Below are 24,926 nucleotides of genomic sequence, written 5' to 3'. Positions count from 1 at the left end.
AGAAGTGCCCGGCGAAATCTCGAACTAGTGCTCGCGTCGTGAGCGCCATTGACCACGCGCGATGATCGCGATGACGATCACGACCGCCGAGGCAACGGTCGCACCGAACGCCCCTCCAGTGGGAAGCGCGTTCGTCAGGACCGGAACCGGTGCGAGCACAGCCAGCATGACGGCCACAACCACAACCGGGAAGATGACCACCGCCAAGAACTTGTCCTTCTGCCGATCCCAATTCGGTCCGGCTTGCAGTGCCTTCTCCTTACGCATCACCCACGCATAGAACGGGACCAGCGGTACCACGAGCAGTAGAACCGACAGTGGGTATCCGGTTCTGCCGAGGAGCGCGTAGATCAGCGTCGCTGTCGACGCCGAAGCCCATGTCATGATCACCGCCATGCCGAGAGCCAACAAGAATGGGGACTCTCGTTGCGGTCGATCAGATCCGGGCGGAATCTTTTGATCGTTCACTGTCACAACCTCCACGCTGGAAGCACGCCGCGATGATGCCACCGACACTCGACAAACATGCGGTCGGCTTCCGCGTCTTCAGCGGAAATCGCTCGGAACGTACCACCACTGATACAGGTGAACATGATTCGCGCGGAACTCGCAATGCCGCCGAGCTCGCGGGCGCACCGAGCAGCAGTTCCTCCTGTTGCCCATGCTCAGAGCGCCCGAGCCAATGTATTTACGTTTCTGTCGGTAGGTCGAGATACCATTCTCGTATTCGAACACGCGTTCGTTTCTTGCTCACCGGGGGGTGAAAAAATGGGTGCAGTCCCGACTGTGTCATTGGAGGCGTTGACCGCTGCCGCGCGTGAGGAGAATCGGCAGGCGGCCCGCAAGATCACCGCCTGCTATCGCGTGCATTGCGACTGGATCACCCGCGACATCAAGCACAAGCATTACAGCCGGTACGGGCGCACCGAAATGGCAGTGGCGTTGGGCTGCTCGGCGACCGTCGCCGAAGCGTATGTGTCCGTCGGCGTTGCCCTGCACACGCGGATGCCGCTGGTGAAGACCGCGTTCGAGGCAGGTGAGATCGACCTTCCCCGCGTGCGGACGGTATGTCGGATCCTCGACAACCTTTCCGACGACATCGTCAGGTCGGTCGAAGCCGAGGTGGTCGAGGCGGCGCGGAGGTCGTCCCCGGGCCCGCTCGAGCAGGCGATCTGGGACATCCTGCTGCGCGTCGCACCGGAGGAAGCCGCGGCGTTGCGGGAGTTCGCGAAGAAGTTCCGGACCGTCACCTACAGTCCCGCCGGCGAACTCGCCCGTATCCGAGCCGAGTTGACCGCACCCGAGGCCGCCGCCGCATGGCAGCTGCTCGAGGAGATGGCCGATACTCTCTGCCCGAAAGATCCGCGCGGGAAGAAAGAACGACTGTGCGATGCATTCATGGCCCGCATGCACGGCGAACCCCGACTGGCATGCCTGTGCCAACGCACCGACTGCCCCAAAACCGAGGCAGTGCTGCCGGATCGGCGGGTTCCGCTCACGATGATCACCGTCGACATCGCCACCCTCATCGGGTTGTTGGCCAACCCCGCCTACCTCGCCGGGCACGGTTCCATCGACCCGGATCTCGCGCGAGAGTTGGCACGCAACAGTCAGTGGCAGATCCTGCTCACCGAAGCAGTGACCCTCGCCGAGAAACTCGGACTCGCAGTGCAGAACCCAGAGACCGGGGAATGGGAACGACGCCCGGACAGCGAGACGGCATCGGCTGCAACAGAACCCGAGACGGGAACAGCGACGGACGAAGACAACGACACGGGCTCGGGCATGGGCTTGCCTGCAGACTCGGCTGCGGATGCCGATGAGGGAACTGGGTTGGATGCGAACTCGAGGGCGGCGACAGATTCCTCGACCGAACCGACCCCGGCCAGCTCACCTGCACCGGCCCCAGCTCAAGATCCAGTCCCAGCAAACACCTCGACACCGACACCGGAACCAGCAGCACCGGCAGCACCGGCACCGGCAGATGAGGTCGACGAGACCGGCGATGCCGAAGAGACTGGCGAGACCGGCGAGAGCGGCGATGCCGAGGAGAACAACGAGTCCACACCCGCACCTGCGACCGACCCGTCAGCAGCTACCGCCGACCCAGTCCGCAAGCACGCAGCAACCAGTGCCCCGGCACCAGCGAACGCCCCTCCAACACAGCCGACCTCGGCAACCGGCCCCGAGAGACCTGCATCGGACCCGGCACCGGCGTTGCAGTCACCTGCGGACCCGATATCGCCGGCACCTGATCCTGCTCCGAAACAATCCGAATCAGGTTCTTCCACAACGGCATCCGGATCCACAACATCCGGGGCGACATCAGCCCAAGGCCCGGAACCGAGAACAGGCTCCACTGCCACTGACGTTGCCGCTGCCGCCAGCGACAATCCACGCCAGCGTCGCCTGGCATCACTGACCTCCGCCGCAGCCCTGTTCTGCACCCACACACCCGTCGGCCGGGGCACACGGCACAGCTCTGCCCTCGACCTGCCCTCCTCGATCCGGCTGGACAACCGAACGACCCCCACAGGCCACACACCCGCAAACCGCACACCCTCAGGCCTCTACCTCGGCAACGCCTCCCTCGCCGCAGCGCTCGAAGCCGCCATCGCCGCAGACCCCACCCTCGGAAAATCGGTACCCCGCGACCCACTCACCGACCGCGCCCTGATCTACCGACCCGACGCCCTCACCACCGCGGCCGTCCGACTACGCGACAAACACTGCCGCTTCCCCGGCTGCCACCGACCCGCCGCACGCTGCCAACTCGACCACATCACCCCGTTCGACCACGCCAACCCTCGCGGCGGCGGCTGGACCACCGTCAACAACCTCCAATGCCTCTGCGACTACCACCACACCGTCAAAACCGCCGGCTACTGGACAGCAGTCATGCTCCCCGGCGGAGCCATCCTCTGGACCTCCACCTCCAAGACCACCCGAATCACCCTGCCCACCAACGCAACAGCCGTACCCATCCTCGGCAACGACCTCAGACCACACATCCCCACAAGACCGAAACGATCCGGCCACATCGCCTACCCCAACCCACCCGACAACCACGAGACCGGAAGCCACGAGGACACGAAGCCACCGTTCTAGAAGGTCAGCGCTGGCGGCGCAACAACTGTCCGGTCGACGACTCCGAGCCCGCGATCCATGACCGTCGCACCACACCCGATAGGCCCAGTCGGTCGTACGCAGTCACCGGGTTACGGTGGTACAGCTGCGCGACGTCGACGGTGAACTTCTCATCCGGCGCGAACACCACGAGATCTGCGGCACCACCGATTTCGATGCGCCCCCGATCTTTCATGCCCACCTGGTCGGCGGTGTTGGTGGCCATCCACCGCACGATGTCGGGCAGTGCGAAGCCGCGAGAACGCGCCTCGGTCCACACCGCTGCAAGTGACACCTGCAGCGACGCAATGCCACCCCACGCATCGCCGAAGTCCCCGGTATCGAAACGCTTCAGGTCGGGCGTACAGGGCGAGTGATCGGTGACAATGGTGTCGATCGTGCCGTCAGCCAAGCCCTGCCACAACAACTCGCGATTGCCGGCCTCGCGGATCGGCGGGCAGCACTTGAACTGCGTCGCGCCCGCAGGCACTTCCTCGGCGTCGAAACACAGATAGTGCGGACAGGTTTCGACCGTCACCCGAACACCGTCCCGCTTGGCCGCCGCAATCATCGGCAACGCATCCGCGCTCGACAGGTGCAGAATGTGCACCCGACACCCCGTCCGCCGAGACAGCTCGATCACCTGCTCGATGGCCCGGTTCTCGGCGGCACGCGGACGCGATTCCAGGAATCCCGAGTACTCGCGGCCCACCGCCGCCGGTGCCTCAGCGATGACCTCGGCGTTCTCCGCGTGCACGATCATCAGTCCGTCGAACGACGCGATCTCGATGAGCGCCTTCTCCAGTTCCGGGATCGTCAGCGGCGGAAACTCGTCCACCCCCGACGCCAGCAGGAAGCACTTGAATCCGAAGACACCCGCATCATGCAATGGCCGGAGCTGCTCGAGGTTTCCAGGCACGGCCCCGCCCCAGAATCCGACATTGACCACCGACTGATCCGCGGCCACCCGCCGCTTGATTTCCAGAGCTGCAACGTCGACCGTCGGCGGGATGCTGTTGAGCGGCATGTCGACGATGGTGGTGATGCCACCAGCCGCGGCAGCCCGGGTGGCGCTGGCGAACCCTTCCCACTCGGTGCGCCCCGGCTCGTTGACGTGTACGTGGGTATCGACCAGTCCCGGCAGCAGCACCTCGTCTGGCCCGAGCTCGACCACGATGCCGGCGAGCACCGCACCACCAGCATCATAGGAGTCGATCGCCACGATCCGGCCGTCCACCACCGAGACCGAAGCGGCGACCTCACGGCCCCCGATCACCGCCCGCGAAGCGCGAACGACCAGATCGATCGAATCAGACTGCACTGGAAACACTCTGGAGCTCGGACGACTTCCACGCCACATCAGCCGCATCGAGAGCCTCGGCGTCGAGTTCACCGAACAATCTCAATCGGGACAGTCCTCCGTCGGGGTACACGTCCAGTCGCAGGTGCGTGTACGCATCGGCCTCGTTCAACAGGAAGCGATGACGCGTATCCGGCTGAACGGCGGTACGGGGCAGAATCTCGTTCCATGCCGTCGGGTCCGTGATGTGTCGGCGACGAGAATCGATGGCGCTGAGTCGAATCCAACCCGGTGCGTTGCCGACGTAGTAGCTGGTGTCGACCTCCACGTGCCGCGGAGCACCGGGTGAAGCGAGGGCGAAGATCGCGAAGTCGTTGCCGCCGTTCCGTCGTCGCGAGTTTTCCCAGCCTTCGCCCATGTTGCGAGCCCGCCCGGGCAGGATGATGTTGGCCGGGGAGGAGTAGAACGCGTCGGAGCAGTCGGTGAGCCGAGCTCCGTTCTCGGCGGCGAGCAGATCGACGGTACCGGCGAGGAACCGCGGATCCTGCACCACCTGACCGTGCACACGGAACCGGGCCACGCCGCCGTCGGGGTAGATCGAGAGCCGCACATGCGTCCACCGGTGCCGATCGGACACCGCATACATGTTCGCAGTGTCACCGACTGCGGGGGACTTGTCGACAATGCTGTGCCATTCCGCATTCTGTACGTCCTCGATGGACGGGTAGCCCTCGATCGACGCCGCTTCGACGGAGACGAACGGCGGGTAGTTGCCGGTGAAGTGTGCGGTGTCGACCACGACGCCGTGCACGATGCCCGGTGCACCCAGTCGCACGATCGCCCAGTCGTGACCGCCTTCGTCGCGGCGACGCCGAGTCTCCCAGCCGTCGTACACCTTTCCCTTGTGCCCGAAGTCCGCGGGATCGAACAGCGGAGCGTCCGGCTTGATCAAGTTCTCGCGCTGGGCGAACAGCTCGTCGTTCGCTGCGGAGACGCTGCCGCCGAGCGCCCGAGAAGCAAGGTCGGTCAGCGTGGTGAAATCGGTTCCGGTCATGAAGTTCCTTCCAAAATGTGTGTGGTGGCCAACGTTCGACCTACCTCGTGCAACAACCGAACCGCGTCTCGCATGGAGATCTGCGGGTCCGGCTCCAGGTCGGTCAGCGCATAGGAGGCGGTGATTCCGTAGGGGCGCAATCGATCCAAGCCGACGACGCTGCGTCCCGCCACGGTGATCACCGGGACCCCCGCCGCGCGCGCTGCATGAGCGACTCCGATCGGTGCCTTGCCGTGCAGGCTCTGCTCGTCCAGCGAGCCCTCGCCGGTGACGACCAGATCGGCCGACGCCAGAGCGCTGCCGAAGTCGATCAGCTCGAGCACGGTCTCGATCCCCGGCTTGGCCGCAGCACCGAGTACGGCCATGGCACCGAAGGCGGTTCCGCCGGCTGCCCCGGTGCCCGCCAGGCCGCTGAGGTCACGGCCGATTGCGTTGCGCACCAAATGCGCCCACTGCCGCATCCCGTGTTCCAGATACAGCAACTCCTGCGGTCCTGCACACTTCTGTGGGCCGTAGACAGCCGCGGCTCCGGTAACACCGAGCAACGGATTGTCGACGTCGCAAGCCAGCTCCAACACCGCATTCCGAGCCGACGGCAACAGGCCACTCAGATCGAGGTGGACTGCGCCCCGCAGCGGACCACCGCCGAGCGCAACGTCGTTGCCGTCGGCATCGAGGATGCGGGCACCCAGCGCGCTGAGCATTCCTGCGCCGCCGTCGGTGGATGCGCTGCCCCCGAGTCCGACGACGAGACGCCGCGCACCTGCCTCCAGAGCGTGCCCGATGACGGTACCGAGACCGAACGTACTGGCCCCCAGCGCATCCGGCTGTCCACTCGGCAGCAGCTCGAGCCCCACCGCCGACGCCAGTTCGACGACGGCAGTATCACCACGACGGGCGTAGGACGTATCGACCGGCTCACCGGTCGGTCCCGTGCAGGTCACTGCGATCCGATCCCACCCGGCGGTGACGGCAGCATCGACGGTGCCGTCACCGCCGTCGGCGACGGGTAGGCATACCGTCTCGAGCGACGAGTCGACCGAGAGCATTCCCTCGGCCAGCGCCTGCGCGACCTCCGCTGCCGACAGCGAGCCCTTGAACTTGTCGGGAGCGAGCAGAATCCGCGTCATCTCTAGTCCAGCAGGAGCAGCGCAGTGGGGGCGTCGGCCGACGTGTTGGCCAGTTCCTCGAACTCGCCGACGTTGTCGATCTCGGTCCCCATCGAGATATTGGTGACCCGCTCGAGGATGATCTCCACCACGACGGGGACCTTGTGCTCGTTCGCCAGCGTCCTGGCCCGCACCAACGTCTCGCCGATGAGGTCGGGCTCGGTGACTCGAAGCGCTTTGCAGCCCAGCCCTTCTGCCACCTGCACGTGGTCGACGCCATAGCCCTTGGGGATACCTGGCTGAGCGTCCAAGGTCTCCTGGTGGTTGATGTTGTCGAATCCGAGCTGCACACAGAAATCCATGTCGAATGCGCGCTGCGCCTGCCGGATCAGCCCGAGGTACGAGTTGTTCACCACCACATGCACGTACGGCAGATTGAACTGCGCACCGACGGCCAACTCCTCGATCATGAACTGGAAGTCGTAATCACCGGACAGTGCAACGACATTCGCCGACGGATCGGCAGCCACCGCTCCCAGTGCCGCGGGAATGGTCCAGCCCAGTGGGCCGGCCTGACCGCAGTTGATCCAGTTGCGGGGAGAGTAGACGTGCAGGAACTGCCCGCCCGCGATCTGCGAGAGTCCGATGGTGCTGATGTAGCGGGTGTCGCGGTCGAAGACCTTGTTCATCTCCTCGTACACGCGCTGCGGTTTGATCGGCACGTTGTCGAAGTGCGTGCGCCGATGCATCGTCCGCTTACGCGTCGCGCAGTCCTCGACCCAGCCCGACAGATCACGCAGCGTGCCTGCTGCCCGGCGCTCCTCGGCGACGGCGACGAACTGCTCGAGGGCCGCCTTGGCGTCGGAGATGATGCCGTAGTCCGGCGCGAAGACACGTCCGATCTGGGTCGGCTCGATGTCGACGTGGACGAACTTGCGTCCCTTGCGGTAGGTCTCCAACCCGCCGGTATGCCGGTTGGCCCAACGGTTTCCGATGCCGAGGACGAAGTCCGAGGCCAACATCGTCGCGTTGCCGTACCGGTGCGCGGTCTGCAAGCCGACCATGCCTGCCGCGAGACGGTGATCGTCGGGGATTGTGCCCCAGCCCATCAGGGTCGGGATGACCGGAACGTCGAGAATCTCAGCGAGCTGGACGAGCAGGTCGGAGGCGTCGGCGTTGATGATTCCGCCGCCGGCCACGATCAACGGGCGCTCCGCAGCCAGGAGCATGTCGATGGCCTTCTCTGCCTGAGCGCGCGAGGCAACGGGCTTGTGCACGGGCAGCGACTGGTAGGTGTCGGGATCGAAGTCGATCTCGGCCAGCTGCACGTCGATGGGCAGATCGATCAGCACCGGTCCGGGCCGTCCTGAGCGCATCAGGTGGAACGCCTGCGCGAAGGCACCGGGAACCTGGGCCGGTTCGAGCACCGTCATCGCCATCTTGGTCACCGGTGCGGCGATCGACGCGATGTCGACGGCCTGGAAGTCTTCCTTGTGCAACCTCGCGACCGGGGCCTGGCCGGTGATGGCGAGGATCGGAATCGAGTCGGCCATGGCCGAATACAGCCCGGTGATCATGTCGGTGCCGGCCGGGCCGGAGGTTCCGATACAGATGCCGATGTTGCCCGGAGCAGCCCGGGTGAATCCCTCGGCCATGTGCGAGGCACCTTCGACGTGGCGGGCCAGCACGTGGCGGATGCCCCCGTGGTTGCGCATCGCCGCGTAGAACGGGTTGATCGCGGCACCGGGCAGACCGAATGCCGTTGTTGCACCTTCGAGTTCGAGAATCTTCACCGCGGCATCGGCCGCGCGCATCTTGGCCATGTCAGTTGTCCTTGCTCGAGATCGGGGAGCCCGAGAGCCGAGCGACACCGCGGTACAGCGCCGAATGATCGAGTCCGCCATCGCCGTTGGCGCGAGCGGAGGCCATCAGCTGCGCCAACACGGCGCCCATCGGGATCACGACGCCCGCTTCACGTGCAGCGGAGGTGACGATGCCGAGATCCTTGTGGTGCAGGTCGATACGGAAGCCGGGCTCGAACGAGCGGTCCAGCATCTTCTGCGCCTTCTGGTTGAGCACGGCCGAACCGGCGAGGCCTCCGCCGAGAACCTCGACCGACGCTGCCAGATCGACGCCGTAGGCCTCGAGGAACGCGATCGCCTCGGCCAGCACCTGAATGTTGCCGGCCACGATCAGCTGGTTGGCTGCCTTGACCGTCTGCCCGGAGCCACTGGGCCCCACGTGCGCGACGGTCTTGCCCACGACGTCGAGAATCGGCTTGGCCGTGGCGAAGTCGTCCGCGCTGCCACCGACCATGATCGACAGGGTCGCGTTCTCGGCACCGGCCTGGCCACCGGAGACCGGGGCATCGAGGATACGGAAGCCGCGTGAGATCGCGTCGGCAGCCAACGTGGCGGTGACGTCGGGACGGATGCTGGAGAAGTCGATGATCAGAGCGTCGCGTCGAGCATTGTCGAACACCCCGCCCTCACCGGCGAGAACCTCCTGCACATCCGGAGAATCGGGGACCATGATCGCGATGACGTCCGCGTCATGAACGGCCTTGGCGATGGAATCGGCTGCGGTGCCGCCCGCCTCGACCAAAGGACCTGTGCGATCGGGGGTCAGGTTGTAGCCGACCACCTGATGGCCCGCCTTGGCGAGATGAACGGACATGGGACTGCCCATGATTCCGAGGCCGATGAATGCAATGGTGCTCATGAGAAATCCCTACTTGGTAGTGGTGGCCAGTTCGAGCCACGCGAACGGATCCGGCTGGGTGGCTTTGTATTCGAGTCCGACGTAACCGTCGTAACCCCGTTCGGCGAGGCCGGCGAGTTGTCCGCCGAGGTCGAGTGAGCCGGTACCCGGTTCTCCGCGGCCCGGTGAGTCGGCGATCTGCACGTGCCCGATCAGATCGTGGTGGGCATCGAGCGCCGCGGGCACGTCGTCTCCGTTGACGGCGAGGTGGTACAGGTCGGCAAGCAGACGCAGGTTGTGTACGTCCTGCTCACGCGCGACGCGGCGGATGGTGGCGACGGCACCGGCAGCAGACTTGATCGGGTAGGCGGGCGCGCCGCTGACGGGTTCCACCAGCACGACGGCACCGATCCTCGCTGCGGCCTTCCCTGCTGCCGCCAGGTTCTCGATCGCGACCTCGTCCTGGTCGAGCGGGTCGACGCCGTCGATGCGATTTCCGTAGAGGGCGTTGAACGCTGTGGTGCCGAGTTGTTCGCCGATGCCGACCGTGGCGTCGATGTTGTCGCGGAACGCCTGCTTCTGCGCTGGATCGGACAGAATCCCGCGATCGCCTGAGGGCATATCGCCGGCGGCGAAGTTCAGTCCAGTCAGCTGCACCCCGGCATCACGGATGGAAGACACGAACGCGGTGACATCGGCGTCGGACGGCACCGGATTCGTGAACGGCCACCAGAATTCGACGGCATCGAAGCCGGCATCGCGGGCTCGCTGCGGTCGATCGAGCAGCGGAACATCGGTGAAGAGAATGGAACAGTTGACGGTGTAGTGGAGCCGAGAGTCAGCGAAAGTGTTCATGCAGGGTGCCTTTCAGTTCTGAGGTTGCGGTAGTCCGCGGTAGCGACGCCAACTGCCGGCATAGGTGATGTCGGTCAGCTCGTCCGGTTGCGCATCGAGCACCCCTGGCCGCAGGCCGACGCCCAGGACGGAGCGCCCGTCCTCGAGCGCCACCACGGTGAGCTCGAGCTCCGGCGGTTCGTCCGGCAGGAACGCCGTCCGGATGTCGTCGAGAGGAATGTCGTAGAGCTCGCCTTCGATGGCCGCGCCGGCAGTGTGATCGAGCAACAGCGCCGGGAATTCGTCCCGTACCGAGAAGAAGCGGTAATTCGGGGTGGTGCGCACCGTCCCCACGAACGGGTGGGACGAGACGTTGTGGTGCAGGCTGCCGCCACGCATCGCACCACCGTTGCAGAAGAGCTCCGTCATGAAGTCGTTCCTCTCGGGCTCGATGGGTCGGACTCAAAGTCCGTATTGTGGAATAGCTATTCCGTTTAATGAACCGAGTGTGGCGTGCGCCACGTGGATCTGTCAAGACCCGAGTGCACGGTCCGCGCGACCGAAGTGCCCAATACCGCAGTGCAGCAACTCCGAACGGATCGACGTGGATGCCTCGAGATCGACCCTTGACACTGCATGTGATCGGTGTCACGCTCACTTGGTGGAATCAACATTTCGTATTGCGGAATCGGATACAGTCGTCGACTTGAACACGGCCTCCGAGGCCGACGCGGCACGCACACTCTCGCTGTGCCTCGACGTGCCTCGCTGGGTGCAGGAAGTTCTGAGCGCCCGACCGTTCACCGACGTGCAGGCCCTGCGCCACGCCATCCATCGCGCTGCGGCACCACTGACAGCCGAGGAAGTGCACCGTGCACTCGCCGTGCACCCGCGCATCGGCGAGAGACCCGACGGAGACGATGCCAGCGCTCGGCACGCGAGTAACGAGCAATCCGGCGTCGACATCTCCGACGCCAGCGTCGAACAGCGGCTGAGAGCAGGAAATCTGGCCTACGAGAACCAGTTCGGGCAGGTGTTTCTGATCAGGGCCGCCGGCCGGGATGCCCACGCAGTCCTCGACGCTCTGCACAGCAGGCTCGGCAACGACCCCGAGACCGAGGCCGTTGTCGTCGAGCACGAGCTGCGGGAGATCGCCGAGATTCGTGCGACAGGAAGTCTCGGCGATGCCTGACGCGAAGAGTCATGTGACCGCTCACGTGCTCGATGCAGGGAGAGGCGTTCCTGCGCACGGGGTCTCGATCGTGCTTGCCGATCACCACGGCACCCCGGTCGCCGATGCAATCACCGATGAGCAGGGCCGGGTCTCGTCGCTCGGTCCCGCCGTACTCGAACCGGGCATCTACCGCCTCACCTTCGCAACCGGCGCGTACTTCGCGTCCCAACACACCGAATGCTTCCACCCGGAGGTCGTCGTCACCTTCGAGATCACCGCACCAGACGAGCACTACCACATCCCACTTCTGTTGAGCCCGTTCGCTTTCACCACCTATCGAGGGAGCTAGAACCCATGACCATCGTGCTCGGAGCAAACCAGTACGGCAAAGCCGAATGCAGACTCGTCCGGATCGACCGCGAGACTCCTCGCCACCGCATCACCGACGTCAGCGTCACCTCGCAGCTGCGCGGCGACCTCGAGGCCGTCCACACCGAGGGCGACAACGCCCACGTCGTCGCGACCGACACCCAGAAGAACACCGTGTACGCCTTCGCACGGGACGGCATCGGCGCGATCGAGAACTTCGCACTTCGTCTCGGGAAGCACTTCACCGGCAATTTCGACTGGATCACCGGTGGACGCTGGGAGATCGAGCAGTACCAGTGGTCGCGTATCGCAAACGGTGAAGACGGCTACGACCACTCGTTCGTCAAGGCCGGCGACGAGAAGCGGAACACGATCGTCACGATCGACGGAGAAGACATCTCCATCGTCTCGGGCATCAGCGACCTCGTGGTGCTCAATTCGACGGCGTCGGAATTCTGGGGCTACCCGAAGGACCGGTACACCACACTGAAGGAGACCACGGACCGCATCCTGGCCACGTCGGTCAGCGCCCGCTGGCGGTACCTCACCACCGAGCTGGACTTCGACAAGACCTTCGACGACGTCCGTTCCATCATGCTCGACGCCTTTGCGTCCACTCACTCTCTTGCGTTGCAGCAGAGCCTGTTCCAGATGGGTAAGCAGGTTCTCGAAGCCCACCCGGAGATCGGCGAGATCAAGTTCTCGATGCCCAACATCCATCACTTCCTCGTCGACCTCGAGCCGTTCGGACTCGACAACCCCGGTGAGGTCTTCTACGTCGCGGATCGTCCCTACGGCCTGATCGAGGCCACGGTGGAACGCGACGATGCCCCGGACGCGGGCCGCGCCTGGGATACCGTGCCCGGATTCTGCTAGGAGCGAGGCAACATGAAGCTGACGAAGCGCAAGCCGAACAACAACCGTGCGCCGCACGACCCCGCCCGTCCCGAGGACGAGCGTTTGTCGATCGGCAGGTCGTATGTCTATGGATTGCAGCACATCCTGACGATGTACGGCGGAGTCATCGCACCGCCCCTGATCGTGGGCGGCGCAGCGGGACTGACCGGAACCGAGATCGCGCTGCTGGTCTCGGCCGCGTTGTTCGTCAGCGGAGCGGCCACCTTGCTGCAAACCCTGGGAGTGCCTTATTTCGGGGCGAAGTTGCCGCTGGTGCAGGGTATTTCGTTCGCGTCGGTGTCGACGATGGTGGCCATCGCGAGCGGGCCGGGTGGCTTGAACTCGGTGTTCGGTGCCATCATCGCGGCCGGTGCCATCGGGATCCTCATCACCCCGTTCTTCAGCAAGATCGTGCGATTCTTCCCACCGGTGGTGACCGGCACGATCATCACCGTCATCGGTATATCGCTACTGCCCGTTGCGGTTCGGTGGGCGATGGGCGGTGATCAGCAGGCCGCCGACTGGGGCTCGATGTCCAACATCGGGCTCGCGGCCTTCAGCCTCGTGGTGGTGCTGCTGGTGAGCAGGCTGGTGCAGGGCACGCTCTCGCGCTTGTCGATCCTGATCGGCATCATCGTCGGCACGCTGTTCGCCGTTCTCGTCGGCAAGGCCGATTTCTCCGGAGTGGGCGACGGTGCCATCTTCAGCCTCCCCGAGCCGTTCGCATTCGGAGCCCCGACATTCCAGATCGCGGCGATCCTGTCGATGGTGGTGGTCATCCTCGTCATCATGACCGAGACCACCGCGGACATCCTGGCCGTCGGCGAGATCGTCGGCACCGATGTCGATGCTCGACGCGTCGGCGACGGACTGCGAGCGGACATGGTCGCCACCACCATCGCTCCCGTGTTCGGCACCTTCCCGGCCAGTGCGTTCGCCCAGAACGTCGGTCTCGTGGCCGTCACCGGAATCAAGAGTCGTTACGTCGTCGCGGCCGGCGGCTCGGTACTGCTGTTCCTCGGGCTCTTCCCCGTCCTCGGACTGGTGGTCGCCTCGGTGCCGCTGCCGGTACTCGGCGGTGCGGGCATCGTGCTGTTCGGCTCGGTGGCGGCCAGCGGCATCCGGACGCTGTCCAAGGTGGAATTCGACGGCAACCTGAACCTCGTCATCGTGGCGGTGGCCATCGGCTTCGGCGTCATCCCCATCGCGGTGCCGGGCTTCTACGCGGCATTCCCGGACTGGGTCCACGTGGTGCTCGACTCCGGCATCAGCGCCGCGAGCATCGTCGCCGTCGTGCTGAATATCCTGTTCAACGTCATCACCATGGGTCAGAAACCCTCGCCCTCGGTGGTCACCGCTGCACCGCCGGTGGCGACGCGGCATCACCAGTAGTGTTCTATCGAGATCGGTAGAAGCTACGAGCATGCGAGGTGGGACTGTGGCGGCAGGTGGCGGGGTGCAGTCCGTGGAGCGTGCGTTCGAGTTGCTCGACATCATGGCTGCCTCGGGCGGATCCATCGGGATCAGCGAACTGGCCGAGGGTACCGATCTGCCGATGCCGACGGTGCACCGTCTGATCGGAACCCTCGTCTCGCTCGGCTACGTCCGCCGGCTGCCGTCCCGCCGATACGCACTGGGCACCAAGCTCATTCGGCTGGGCGACAGCGCCTCGAAGTTGATCGGAGGATGGGCCAAGCCGTATCTGGCTGAACTGGTCCGGATCACGCACGAGACGTCGAACATGGCGTTTCTCGAGGACGACATGGCGGTGTACGTCGCGCAGGTCCCGTCCGAACACGCGATGCGGATGTTCAACGAGGTGGGTCAGCGCGTGTTGCCGCATTCCACCGGCGTCGGCAAGGCGCTGCTCTCGCAGTTGGACGACGACGCTGTCCGAGCGATCGTCGGCCGCCTCGGCATGGCTCCCCGCACCGTCAACACCATCACCACGCTCGACGCGTTGCTCGAAGACCTCGCGGTGATCCGCGAACGCGGCTATGCCATCGACGACGGTGAGCAGGAAGTCGGCGTCCGCTGCTTCGCCGTACCGGTACTCGGTGCCCCGACCCTCACGGCGATGTCGATCGCCGGACCGACAGCGCGCGTCACCCTCGAATCGGCCGAGCAGTTCGTGCCGCTGCTGATCTCGGCCGCCGAGCGACTGGCGAAAGACCTCGCGAGCAACAACCCAGCACCTTGATGTTGCAGCGTCTCAATCCCGCAACACTTTCGCATCACGCGCGAAGGACTGCACTTCCTCGGTCAACCACACGTGCGCCGGAACCGCGCCGCCGAGAAGCTCCCGAGCCAGCGACGGGGAATCCCCGATCGGCACATCGCTGCCCGCAATGATGATGTTGCCGTAGCGCCTGCCCTTGAGCATCGCCGGATCCGCGACGATCGCGAGGTGCGGAAAGACACTGCGAAGAGTCGACGCCTCCTGCTTCGCGAGCGACAGATCCCGGCGGTCACCGCAATTGATGACGTACATGCCGCCGGGCGAGAGGACGCGTCGAACATGCTCGGTGAACTCGGCCGTGAGCAGCGGCTCCGGAGTTGTTGCTCCCGCGAACACATCTCGCACGATGAGGTCGCGACTGTTCTCGCTGAGCGTCTCGGTGACCGCCCGAGCCTCGCCGACGCGGATGCGCAGCAGCGGTGCTCGCGGTAGGTCGAACCATTCGCGCACCAGCTCCGAAAGCTTGCCGTCGAGCTCCACCACCACCTGACGTGCCCCGGGATATTCCGCGGTGAACGAGCGCGCCAGCGTGCAGGCCCCGCCCCCGAGGTGCAACGCCCGCAGCGGAAAGCTCGAATCCCACTGCGCACGAACGAGGCCCGAGATCCAGCGCATGTACTCGAACTCGAGCACGGTGGGGTCGTTCATGTCGATGTGCGAACTCGGAACGTCGTTGACGTTGACGACCCACCCGTCGTCCGAGAACGTGTCGCGCACCAATTCACAGGTGCCCGAATCGATCTCGAACACTCCGGGTTGCAGAGATCCGGCAGACGCCGAGGCCCGCTTCCTACCCACGTTGGCCCTCGAGCCTGAAGTCCTCGAAATCGAATCCCGGGGTGACGGTGCAGCTGACCAGACTCGGTTCCTCGCCCACCGGACGCGCCCGCTGCCACACGGACGGCGGCACGATCTGCTGCGGAGATTCCGGCCCGACCAGCAGCGCCGACACCGCCCCCGGCTCGTCCCCTGCGCCACCGAGGTCGAGTTGCACCGGACTACCCCGGTGGTACAGCCACATCTCGGTGCCGCGGACGGTGTGCCACGCCGACTGCTGACCGGGCATGAGCAGGAACAGGATTGCCGTACCTGCCGCTCGGGGGCCGGGGTAGCCGTCGGGCAGGAGCTCCTTCGGGATGGTGACCTCGCTGCGCCAGGTCTCGCGGAACCAACCACCCTCGGGGTGGGGTGCGAGGTCGAGGGCCTGAGCCCAGTCGGGCAGCGACGTCATGTACGCAACCCTAGTCAGTCGAAACCTGAACCCGGAACCTGTCGCGTTCGGTGTGCAGGCTCCACAGCTGCTCGGCGAGCGCCTCGGGGCTCTTCTTCGGATCCTTGCCGTCGATGGCGCCACCGATGATCAACTGCGACACCTGGATTCCTTCGCCGGCCAACTCCTCGTTGAGCAGCTGCGCGTATGCGGCCTGGCCTGCGAACGCGATGGAGGTGCCGGTGACCGTACGCCCGGGCTTGACCGCAGAGCCGCCGTTGACGAACAGAATCGTGCCCTTGTTCTCGCCGAGGAACCGCATGCCCGGCAACACCTGGTGGACGGCGGCGATCGGTCCGTAGATGGAGAACTCGACCGGCCCGACCATGTCGGCCGGGGTGGTCTCGAGCACGGGTCGCATGAAGTCCTTCTGCGGCAGCGGGCTGTACTGCAGTACCTCGATGGGACCGAGTGTCTCGGTGACCTGCTCCAGCGCCGACGCGATCGAGGCCGGGTCGCGCACATCGGCGACGAATCCCTTCGCGGAGATACCGTCGGCAGCGAGCTGATCGGCGAGCGCGTCGACACGGGACTGATTACGAGAGATGAGGCCGACCGAGAAGCCCTGCGCGCCGAACTTGCGCGCGACTGCTGCTCCGAGACCTGCACCTGCTCCGACTATTGCTATCGATGTCATGTCGAATGCAAGGACCGAGGCTCGAAGACTATTCCGACGACCGTCTCGAGCAGGGCCTCCGCAGTCCGATGCAACGCGGTGAGATCCCCGGTCCAGCCGAGTACCCGCAGAGCGGCCTCGGCGATTCCGGCCGCGTCCGCCGTCGCGTCCCGGCGGCCGTTCTCCCGATCGGCTCGCGCGTTCACCACGGTCTCCACCAGGCGAAACGGTAGGTCCTCGGTACCCGGCCTGCGCTCGGAATCGAGCTGGACCAACGTGTCCGACGCAATGTCCGCATACAGGCTCATCAGCGTGTACCGATGGTCGCGGAAGGTTTCGAAGCGCTCGCTGCGCAGTTCGGGCAGTAGATAGAGCGCGCCGAGATTCCAGGTGGACGCACCGAGCTGTCCGGCGTCGAAGTAGGCCAGTGCGTACATCTGGGTCGCCGCCTCGGCTCCCGACTGCCGAATGCGCAGCGCGACGGCCAGCGGCGCATCGACCGTGCCGCTGAGCAGCGCGTCGAGTATGTCGTCCTTGGTGGCGAAGTGGTGATAGAGCGAGGCCTGACGCAAACCGACGGCGTCGGCGATGACGCGGGTGGAGGTATTGGTGAATCCGCGAGTGGTGAAGAGCTCGGCCGAGGCGTCGAGAATTTCCTCGCGAGCGGTGTCGCCCGGCCGCTTCTTCGTGCTCAGCCTTGGCCTGCCTGCTCCGGTCATGACTGCATCTTGTCAGGTCGACGTGACGGTGAGATTTCTGTCATCTGATCGAAATAGACGAAACGAGGTTGTTTCACGACGGACACCGCCAGGGAACGGCGGTGCCGAAAACTATCAACTGACAGAAACCCGCCTCGGCGATGCAGCGGGCGGTCACTCACCACCCACCTCGCCCGTAGGAGACTTCCATGAGCTCGACAACACTGCCGGCCCCGGGCTCGGGTTCGGAACCCTCGCCCACCACCGACCATTCCGATCTGGCTTCCCTCGGCTACGACCAGCAGCTGCACCGCAGCCTCGGCAAGTACGCGTCCTTCGCCGCCGGCTTCTCGTTCGTCTCGATTCTCACCACCATCTTCCAGCTCTTCGGACTCGGCTTCAGCTTCGGCGGCCCGGCCTTCTTCCTCACCTGGCCGCTCGTGTTTCTCGGGCAGTTCATGGTGGCCCTGAACTTCGCCGAACTCGCTGCCCGCTATCCCATCTCGGGCGCGATCTACCACTGGTCCAGGCGCATGGGCGGTGAGCTGGTCGGGTGGTTCGCCGGGTGGTTCATGATCATCGCGCAGATCGTCACCGCCTCCGCAGCCGCGATCGCACTGCAGGTCGTTCTCCCCAGCATCTGGGGCGGGTTCCAGCTGATCGGCGAGGACACCGCGCTCACCTCGCCGAGCGGAGCCGCGAATGCCGTTGTGCTGGGCTCGATTCTGCTGGTGCTCACCACCACGATCAACTGCATCGGCGTGAACTGGATGTCGCGCATCAACAGCATCGGCGTCACCTGCGAGATCGTCGGCGTCATCGCACTGGTGCTGGTGTTCTTCACCCACGCCGAGCGCGGACCACAGGTGGTGTTCGATACCGGAAGTGCCGGAGCCGATCCCGGCTACATCGGTGCCTGGATCGTCTCGGGCCTGATGGCGGCCTACGTCATGGTCGGCTTCGGCTCGGCAGGCGAACTCGCCGAGGAAACCCGCAATCCCCGACGCGTCGCGCCGCGCACCATCCGTCTCGCACTGTCGGCATCGGCACTGGGCGGTGGCCTGATGATCGTCGGCGCACTGATGGCCGCACCGAGCCTCACCGACGGTCAGCTCGCAACCCAGGGGCTTCCGTACGTCATCGACTCGATCCTCACCTCACCGTGGGGCAAGGTCCTGCTGGTCGACGTCGCCATCGCGGTGTTCATCTGCACCCTCGCCATCCAGACCGCGGCATCGCGGCTGATGTTCTCCATGGCCCGCGACGGACGCCTGCCCGCCTCGACGGCTCTCGCGAAGGTCAACTCGCGCACCGGAACTCCCATCGCACCCTCGGTCCTGATCGGTCTGGCCTGCGTGGCGATCCTGGCCGTCAACGTCGGCAACTCGGCGATCTTCACCACGCTCTCCAGCGTCTGCATCGTGCTGATCTACCTCGCGTACATGATGGTCACCGTCCCGCTGCTGATCCAGCGACTCAAGGGCTGGCCGCACGGCGGCGTGCAGCACGACTCCGACGGCCAGAAGCTCTTCACCCTCGGACGCCTCGGCCTGCCGGTCAACATCGCCGCAGTTCTCTACGGCGGCCTGATGGTGGTCAACCTGTCGTGGCCGCGGGCCGAGATCTTCGACCCCACCGGCGAATTCCCACTGCTGCGCTGGGCCGCACCCCTGACCGTCCTGGCCGTGATCGTCGTAGGTATCGCCTGCCTACCCCGCGGCAAAGCCCACCCCAAGCCCGTCACGATCGGAGCCTGAACCAGCATGACCACGGCAACTGCAACCACCCACTCCGCCAAGGAACACGCACGCTCCCAGGCGACGGTCGCACCGGCACCCACTGCACCGGAGGGCATCTCGGAGCTCACCTGGGCAGAATCGGTCCCCGGCGGCAGCTACACCACCAAGGTCCTCGCTCGCGGAACCCGGCTACGCCTCGTCGACGTCGACGGTGATGCCTGCGCCAATCTGCTGCTCTACCGCGCCGACGCCCCGTGGGAGCGACTCAACACCGCCGACACCGTCAAGGTGCCGTGGCAGGCGTATCTGAGTGCCGGCCATCCTCTGCTCTCGGATCAGGGGCGCGTTCTGGCGACCATCGTCGACGACACCTCCGGCCACCACGACGCCTTGTGCGGCACCACCTCCACCGCTACCAACACCGCGAAATACGGAGTCAGCGGACCACATTCGTCGGCTCCCGCAGGCCGCGAACTGTTCACCCTGGCCGCGGCGAAGCACGGACTGGAACCACGCGACGTCGCACCGTCCCTGTCCTTCTTTCACGGCGTGAGAGTCGACGCCGACGGGGCTCTGGTCGGCACCGGCTCGGCGGGAGCGGGGAAGTCGGTGGATCTGCTGATCCACCTGCCGGTGATCGTGTTGCTGGCCAACACCGCTCACCCGCTCGACCCGAGGTCCGAGTTCCCTACGACGGCCCTCGACGTGCTGGCGTGGCGAGCACCCGAGGAACTACTCACCCTCGACAACACCGAACCGGAATACCAGCGCGCAGTACAGAACACCGAGAACGCATGGAAGGCAGCGCAATGACCGCCAGCACCCTCGAGACCACGATCGTTCGTGACGAGATCGCCCCCGCATTCGGCCCGTGGTCCGCCGTCGTCGAAGCCGGTGACGTACTGACGATCGTCGATCTGTACGGCAATCAAGCCGTCGACACCCTGATGTACGGCGCGCACGATCACTCGATCCGTTACTCCGCCCCCGCCACCGTCACCGCTCAGCAGAACCTGTTCCTGACCACCGGAACCGTTCTGCGCAGCGATGATTCGACACCGATCATGACGATCGTCGACGACGAGGTCGGCAACCACGACACCGTCGGCGGTGCGTGCTCCAAGGAATCGAACACTCTGCGCTACGGCCACCACACCCAGCATCAGCACGCGTGCGTCGAGAACTTCCTCATCGAGGGATCCAAGTGGGGACTCGGCAAACGGGACCTGGTGCCCAACATCAACTTCTTCATGAACGTCCCCGTCGACGCCGACGGCACGCTCGGCATCGTCGACGGTCTGTCGGCTCCCGGCAAGAAGCTCTCCTTGCGTGCCGAGATCGACACGCTGGTACTGGTGTCCAACTGCCCGCAGATCAACAACCCCTGCAACGGATTCGACCCCACCGCGGTGCGGATGATCGTGACGCGAGAGCCGGGCGGTCGAGCATGAACGCGACCAAGATGACCGTGCAGCGACCCGGCATGATCACCACCGTGCAGGACTGGCCGGGTCGCATCGGGTACTGGAAGGTGGGCGTACCGCCGTCGGGCCCGATGGACGACCTGTCGTTCCGGCTCGGCAACGTCGCGCTCGGCAACCCCGAGGGTGCCCCGGGTCTCGAATCCACCATGGCCGGGCCGGCATTGACGTTCGATGCCGACACCTACGTCTGCGTCACCGGCGCGGCGGTACCGGTGCGTATCGACGGCCGCCCGGCCGCGCAGTGGAAGCCGGTACTGGTTCCCGCCGGTGCGACCCTCGATGTCGGCACCACCACCGGGCACGGGCTTCGGATCTACGTTCTGATCCAGGGCAGCCTCGAGGTCGACGACTATCTCGGCAGCGCAGCAACGTTCACTCTCGGCAAGTTCGGCGGACATCGCGGCGGCACCCTCGGTGAGGGCGACGTCATCGGCCTGGCCGGACGCTCGGACAATTCCGAGATTCTCGGTCCGATACCGATGGAACACCTGCCGGTGCTGACATCGAGCTGGGACATCGCCGTCACCGAGGGCCCCCACGGCGCACCGGAGTTCTTCACCCGCGAGGACATCGACACCCTCTACGCCACCCGCTACGAGGTGCACTTCAACTCCGATCGCACCGGGGTCCGGCTCATCGGGCCGAAGCCGCAGTGGGCCAGGACCGACGGCGGCGAAGCCGGACTGCACCCGTCCAACATTCACGACAACGCCTACAGCGTCGGCGCACTGGACTTCACCGGCGACACCCCGATCCTGCTCGGACCGGACGGCCCGAGTCTGGGCGGATTCGTCTGCCCCGTCACCGTTGTCGCCGCCGAGCGGTGGAAGCTCGGCCAGCTCCGACCCGGGGACACCATCCGCTTCGTACCGGTGCGAGCCGCGGCCACCGCCCCATTGGGATCACTCGGTCTCGCTCGGCGCGCTTCTCTGCCTGCAGTGTTCTCCGCAGGCGGCGACGGGGACGACGGCGTCCTTGCTCGACGCGACGCCGACACGTGCGTCACCTACCGGCGCTCGGGAGACGACAACGTCCTCGTCGAGTACGGCGACATGAAACTCGACCTGGCCCTGCGTGCCCGAGTCCACGCCCTGCACCAGCGCGTCGAGGCACTCGCCCCGCGCGGGTTGGTGGACCTGACCCCGGGCATCCGCTCGTTGCAGGTGAAGGTGAATCCCGATGTGCTGTCGATCGATTCGTTGATGGGTCTGCTGTCCGAGGTCGAGGACGATCTTCCCGCGGCCTCGGAGCTCGTGGTTCCCAGCCGCCGGGTTCGGCTCCCGCTCTCGTGGGACGACCCCTCGACCCGCGAGGCGATCCAGCGGTACATGCACGGTGTGCGCGCCGACGCTCCGTGGTGCCCCTGGAACATCGAGTTCATTCGGCGCATGAACGGACTCGACTCGGTGGCAGACGTGTTCGACACCGTCTTCGCCGCCGACTACATGGTGCTCGGACTCGGTGACGTGTATCTGGGCGCTCCGGTGGCGACACCACTCGATCCGCGACACCGCCTGGTGACAACCAAGTACAACCCCGCGCGAACCTGGACGCCGGAGAACGCCGTCGGCATCGGTGGGGCATACCTGTGCATCTACGGCATGGAGGGTCCAGGCGGATACCAGTTCGTGGGTCGAACCACGCAGGTGTGGAACCACAGCGCCGCCTACAGTGACGGCCCGTTCGAGGAGGGCACCCCGTGGTTGCTCCGGTTCTTCGACCGAATCTCCTGGTACTCGGTCGAACCCGAGGAACTGATGGATCTGCGCGCAGATCTGGCAGCCGGCCGCGGCGGCGGCGTGGACATCACCAACGGTGAATTCTCGCTGGCCGAGCACGAGAACTTCCTCGAGACCAACGCGGACTCCATCGCCGAGTTCCGCGCGACGCAAGCCGTTGCCTTCGGTGCCGAGCGCGATGCGTGGTCGGCAGCAGGCGAATTCGATACGACGAAGGGCAAGACCGATGCAGCCTGAGGTGCGAGAGCGAGTTCTGCAGGCCTACAAGCGGATCGCCGAGGTGGATCGGCCCGAGGTCTGGATCACCCTGCGTGACGAGAACGACGTGCTGGCCGAGGCAGTCGCCCTCGAGGAGGCACTCGCGGCCGGTGCCGATCTACCGCTCGCGGGCACACTGGTCGCGGTCAAGGACAACATCGACGTGGCCGGTCTGCCCACCACCGCGGCCTGCCCCGAGTTCGCTTACACCGCTTCGGTATCTGCTGTCGCCATCGAGCGACTGACCAGCCAGGGCGCACTGGTGCTGGGCAAGACCAACCTCGACCAGTTCGCCACCGGATTGGTCGGCACTCGCAGCCCCTACGGCGCGGTGCGGTGCGCCTGGGATCCCACGCTGGTCTCGGGAGGCTCGAGTTCCGGGTCCGCCGTTGCGGTGGCACTGGGAATCGCGGACATCGGAATCGGCACCGACACAGCAGGATCGGGTCGAGTACCCGCAGCGTTCCACGGAATCGTGGGCATCAAGACCTCACTGGGCATCGTGCCGAACACCGGTGTCGTTCCCGCCTGCGCCGACTACGACTGCGTCACCGTTCTCGCCCGTGATCTCGCCGGTGCCACTGCGGCCATGAAAGTCATGGCCGGTCCGACTGCCACCGATCCGCGCAGCCGGGCCTGGCCCGCCGACGTCCGACTGGCCGCATCCCCGCAGCCCCGTGTGGCCGTCCCACGAGGTGAGGATCTGACGTCGCTCAGCCCGGCGTACCGTCGGGCATTCGAGGAGACGATCGCCGGCCTGGCCGACAAGGGCATGTCCCACGCCGAGGTGGACATCTCGGCGCTGCTCGACGCGGCGACACTGCTGTACGACGGAGCGATTGTGGCGCAGCGCTATTCGGCCGTCGGGGAGTTCCTCGACACCGCGCCCGCCGGTGCCGATCCCACGGTGGCCGCGATCGTCCGCTCGGCAGCAGGGCCGTCCGCGCACCGATACGTGGATGATCTCGATGTCCTGGCACGAGCGAAGACAGCAGCCCGCACGCTCCTCAGCGAGTTCGACGGCCTGCTGTTACCCACCACCACCGAACATCCCACTATTGCTGCCGTGCAGTCGGATCCGATGAGCATCAACCGACGACTGGGTACGTTCACCAACTTCTGCAACCTGCTCGACATGGCCGCAGTCGCCGTTCCCGGAGCTCCGACGGCGGACGGCACTCCGTTCGGGGTCATGGTCGTCGTACCCGCGTTCGAGGATCAGATCGCAATCGACCTGGCGGCACAGTTGAGCGGAATCGAGTCACCTTCGTTGATCGACGACGGCATCGAGGTACTGGCCGTCGGCGCACATCTGCGCGGTTTCCCGGTGCATCACCAGTTGACCGATCGCGGTGCGCGATTCAGCGGCGAGGTGACGACCACGGCGGACTACCGGCTGGTGGATCTGCACACCATCCCGCCCAAGCCCGGCCTGATACGGCGGGCAGGCGACGGCGCTCCCATCTCCGGAGAGCTCTATCGCATGTCCGCTGCGGCGCTCGGGACCTTCCTCGCCGGGCTCCCGTCACCGATGGGTCTGGGGCCGGTCGAGTTGTCCGACGGTCGCTGGGTCACCGGATTCTGCTGTGCGCATGACGCGGCCGAGGCGGGAACCGACATCACCGAATTCGGCGGCTGGCGCGCGTACAGAGCTCACGCCGGGACCGGTTTGCCACCATCGGTCGCCACTCGCACCGCGAGCAGCCCGAGCACCGTGCCCATGACGTAGCGCTGCACCCGCAGCCATGTCGGGCGAACGGCGAGGAACTGCGCGATCGATCCGGCGAGCACCACTATCGCCAGGTTGACCGCTACGGCCACGGCGATCTGTACCCCGCCGAGCGTGAATCCCTGCAGCAGAATGTGTCCCGCTGCAGGGTCGATGAATTGCGGGATGACCGAGATGTACATGATCGCGATCTTCGGGTTCAGCAGGTTGGTCACCAAGCCCATCGTGAACAGCCGACGGTTCGAATCCTGTTGCAGCTCGGTCGGTTCGAATGCGGACACCGTCCCGCGCACGGCCTGCACCGCCAACCAGGCGAGGTAGGCCGCGCCGGCGAGTTTGACCGCCGTGTACAGGGCGGGCACGGCCGTGAACACCGCGGCCAGGCCGAGATTGGTGGCCGTCAGATAGATCAGGAATCCGATCGCGACGCCGGCCAGCGACACCAGTCCCGCCCGTCGGCCCTGCGAAATGCTGCGCGAGACAAGGTAGATCATGTTCGGCCCCGGCGTCAGAACCAACGCGAGAGCCACTGCGAACACACCGAGAACTGCGGAGTACGAGACCATGCGGTCAAGACTTCACGTCGACCGG

24 protein-coding genes are annotated in these 24,926 nt (G+C 65.6%); 11 read left to right on the top strand and 13 right to left on the bottom strand.

The window, feature by feature from the left end:
• Positions 1–24: 24 nt before the first annotated feature.
• On the bottom strand, positions 25–384 hold the full coding sequence (locus QM615_RS07505; RefSeq protein ID WP_149406807.1) for a hypothetical protein: 360 nt from the start codon (positions 382–384) through the stop codon (positions 25–27).
• A 384-nt stretch (positions 385–768) separates the two neighbouring features.
• On the opposite strand from QM615_RS07505, the gene QM615_RS07500 reads away from it, so the two are divergent.
• A complete protein-coding gene (locus QM615_RS07500) occupies positions 769–3,108 on the top strand; it encodes an HNH endonuclease signature motif containing protein (RefSeq protein ID WP_188078728.1) in 2,340 nt (779 codons plus the stop codon).
• Between the two features lie 4 nt (positions 3,109–3,112).
• Here the strand turns inward: QM615_RS07500 and allB are convergent, their stop codons facing one another.
• The 7 genes from allB to QM615_RS07465 are packed head-to-tail and all read right to left on the bottom strand — an operon-like array spanning position 3,113 to position 10,552.
• Complete coding sequence (allB, locus tag QM615_RS07495) at positions 3,113–4,486, bottom strand: allantoinase AllB (RefSeq protein WP_149407067.1); 1,374 nt, start codon at positions 4,484–4,486, stop codon at positions 3,113–3,115.
• Complete coding sequence (alc, locus tag QM615_RS07490; RefSeq protein ID WP_283347192.1) at positions 4,437–5,480, bottom strand: allantoicase; 1,044 nt, start codon at positions 5,478–5,480, stop codon at positions 4,437–4,439. Before alc ends, allB begins: the two co-directional genes overlap by 50 nt.
• Entirely contained in the window at positions 5,477–6,610 is a 1,134-nt protein-coding gene (locus QM615_RS07485; RefSeq protein WP_283347191.1) for a glycerate kinase, read from the bottom strand. Before QM615_RS07485 ends, alc begins: the two co-directional genes overlap by 4 nt.
• 2 nt (positions 6,611–6,612) lie before the next feature.
• A complete protein-coding gene (gcl, locus tag QM615_RS07480; protein WP_283347190.1) occupies positions 6,613–8,412 on the bottom strand; it encodes a glyoxylate carboligase in 1,800 nt (599 codons plus the stop codon).
• Position 8,413: 1 nt separating this feature from the next.
• Entirely contained in the window at positions 8,414–9,310 is an 897-nt protein-coding gene (locus QM615_RS07475) for a 2-hydroxy-3-oxopropionate reductase (RefSeq protein WP_283347189.1), read from the bottom strand.
• Between the two features lie 9 nt (positions 9,311–9,319).
• Complete coding sequence (locus tag QM615_RS07470) at positions 9,320–10,144, bottom strand: hydroxypyruvate isomerase family protein (RefSeq protein WP_283347188.1); 825 nt, start codon at positions 10,142–10,144, stop codon at positions 9,320–9,322.
• A gap of 12 nt (positions 10,145–10,156) precedes the next feature.
• Positions 10,157–10,552 (bottom strand): allophanate hydrolase-related protein, encoded by a 396-nt coding sequence (locus QM615_RS07465; RefSeq protein ID WP_032385160.1) that lies wholly within the window; start codon positions 10,550–10,552, stop codon positions 10,157–10,159.
• 277 nt (positions 10,553–10,829) lie between these two features.
• Between QM615_RS07465 and uraD the strand changes: the two genes are divergently transcribed.
• Genes uraD through QM615_RS07440 form a run of 5 tightly spaced genes read left to right on the top strand, consistent with a single transcriptional unit; the run spans position 10,830 to position 14,763 of the window.
• On the top strand, positions 10,830–11,315 hold the full coding sequence (uraD, locus tag QM615_RS07460; protein ID WP_283347187.1) for a 2-oxo-4-hydroxy-4-carboxy-5-ureidoimidazoline decarboxylase: 486 nt from the start codon (positions 10,830–10,832) through the stop codon (positions 11,313–11,315).
• Positions 11,308–11,646, top strand: coding sequence for a hydroxyisourate hydrolase (gene uraH, locus QM615_RS07455; protein WP_283347186.1), 339 nt, complete (start codon positions 11,308–11,310; stop codon positions 11,644–11,646). The genes uraD and uraH overlap by 8 nt, the downstream gene beginning before the upstream one ends.
• A 5-nt stretch (positions 11,647–11,651) precedes the next feature.
• Positions 11,652–12,542 (top strand): factor-independent urate hydroxylase, encoded by an 891-nt coding sequence (pucL, locus tag QM615_RS07450; RefSeq protein WP_283347185.1) that lies wholly within the window; start codon positions 11,652–11,654, stop codon positions 12,540–12,542.
• A 12-nt stretch (positions 12,543–12,554) separates the two neighbouring features.
• Entirely contained in the window at positions 12,555–13,955 is a 1,401-nt protein-coding gene (locus QM615_RS07445; RefSeq protein WP_283347184.1) for a nucleobase:cation symporter-2 family protein, read from the top strand.
• A gap of 31 nt (positions 13,956–13,986) precedes the next feature.
• The gene (locus tag QM615_RS07440) at positions 13,987–14,763 is read left to right on the top strand and encodes an IclR family transcriptional regulator (protein WP_188078727.1); all 777 of its coding nucleotides are present in this window, start codon (positions 13,987–13,989) and stop codon (positions 14,761–14,763) included.
• Positions 14,764–14,775: 12 nt separating this feature from the next.
• On the opposite strand, the gene QM615_RS07435 is transcribed toward QM615_RS07440, so the two are convergent.
• Genes QM615_RS07435 through QM615_RS07420 form a run of 4 tightly spaced genes read right to left on the bottom strand, consistent with a single transcriptional unit; the run spans position 14,776 to position 17,407 of the window.
• Positions 14,776–15,600, bottom strand: a complete 825-nt coding sequence (locus QM615_RS07435; RefSeq protein WP_283347183.1) for a spermidine synthase — start codon at positions 15,598–15,600, stop codon at positions 14,776–14,778.
• Complete coding sequence (locus QM615_RS07430) at positions 15,593–16,033, bottom strand: cupin domain-containing protein (RefSeq protein ID WP_283347182.1); 441 nt, start codon at positions 16,031–16,033, stop codon at positions 15,593–15,595. Before QM615_RS07430 ends, QM615_RS07435 begins: the two co-directional genes overlap by 8 nt.
• 10 nt (positions 16,034–16,043) lie before the next feature.
• Positions 16,044–16,709, bottom strand: coding sequence for an SDR family NAD(P)-dependent oxidoreductase (locus tag QM615_RS07425; protein WP_283347181.1), 666 nt, complete (start codon positions 16,707–16,709; stop codon positions 16,044–16,046).
• Positions 16,706–17,407 carry a TetR/AcrR family transcriptional regulator gene (locus QM615_RS07420; protein ID WP_283347180.1) on the bottom strand — a complete coding sequence of 234 codons (702 nt, stop codon included), beginning with the start codon at positions 17,405–17,407 and terminating at the stop codon, positions 16,706–16,708. The genes QM615_RS07425 and QM615_RS07420 overlap by 4 nt, the downstream gene beginning before the upstream one ends.
• A 188-nt stretch (positions 17,408–17,595) precedes the next feature.
• Between QM615_RS07420 and QM615_RS07415 the strand changes: the two genes are divergently transcribed.
• Genes QM615_RS07415 through atzF form a run of 5 tightly spaced genes read left to right on the top strand, consistent with a single transcriptional unit; the run spans position 17,596 to position 24,335 of the window.
• On the top strand, positions 17,596–19,143 hold the full coding sequence (locus QM615_RS07415) for an amino acid permease (RefSeq protein WP_068049473.1): 1,548 nt from the start codon (positions 17,596–17,598) through the stop codon (positions 19,141–19,143).
• A gap of 6 nt (positions 19,144–19,149) precedes the next feature.
• Positions 19,150–19,938 (top strand): urea amidolyase associated protein UAAP1, encoded by a 789-nt coding sequence (locus tag QM615_RS07410; RefSeq protein ID WP_283347179.1) that lies wholly within the window; start codon positions 19,150–19,152, stop codon positions 19,936–19,938.
• Positions 19,935–20,576 (top strand): urea amidolyase associated protein UAAP2, encoded by a 642-nt coding sequence (locus QM615_RS07405; RefSeq protein ID WP_149406791.1) that lies wholly within the window; start codon positions 19,935–19,937, stop codon positions 20,574–20,576. Before QM615_RS07410 ends, QM615_RS07405 begins: the two co-directional genes overlap by 4 nt.
• On the top strand, positions 20,573–22,585 hold the full coding sequence (locus QM615_RS07400; RefSeq protein ID WP_283347178.1) for a 5-oxoprolinase/urea amidolyase family protein: 2,013 nt from the start codon (positions 20,573–20,575) through the stop codon (positions 22,583–22,585). The genes QM615_RS07405 and QM615_RS07400 overlap by 4 nt, the downstream gene beginning before the upstream one ends.
• Positions 22,575–24,335 (top strand): allophanate hydrolase, encoded by a 1,761-nt coding sequence (gene atzF, locus QM615_RS07395; protein WP_283347177.1) that lies wholly within the window; start codon positions 22,575–22,577, stop codon positions 24,333–24,335. The genes QM615_RS07400 and atzF overlap by 11 nt, the downstream gene beginning before the upstream one ends.
• Here atzF and QM615_RS07390 read toward each other — a convergent pair.
• Positions 24,260–24,901 (bottom strand): LysE family translocator, encoded by a 642-nt coding sequence (locus QM615_RS07390; RefSeq protein ID WP_283347176.1) that lies wholly within the window; start codon positions 24,899–24,901, stop codon positions 24,260–24,262. The genes atzF and QM615_RS07390 overlap by 76 nt on opposite strands.
• Positions 24,902–24,926 lie beyond the last annotated feature (25 nt).

The sequence above is a fragment of the Rhodococcus sp. IEGM 1341 genome (assembly GCF_030056895.1).
In the GTDB taxonomy this organism is placed as follows: domain Bacteria; phylum Actinomycetota; class Actinomycetes; order Mycobacteriales; family Mycobacteriaceae; genus Rhodococcoides.
This window is presented reverse-complemented; position numbering and strand designations above follow the sequence as displayed.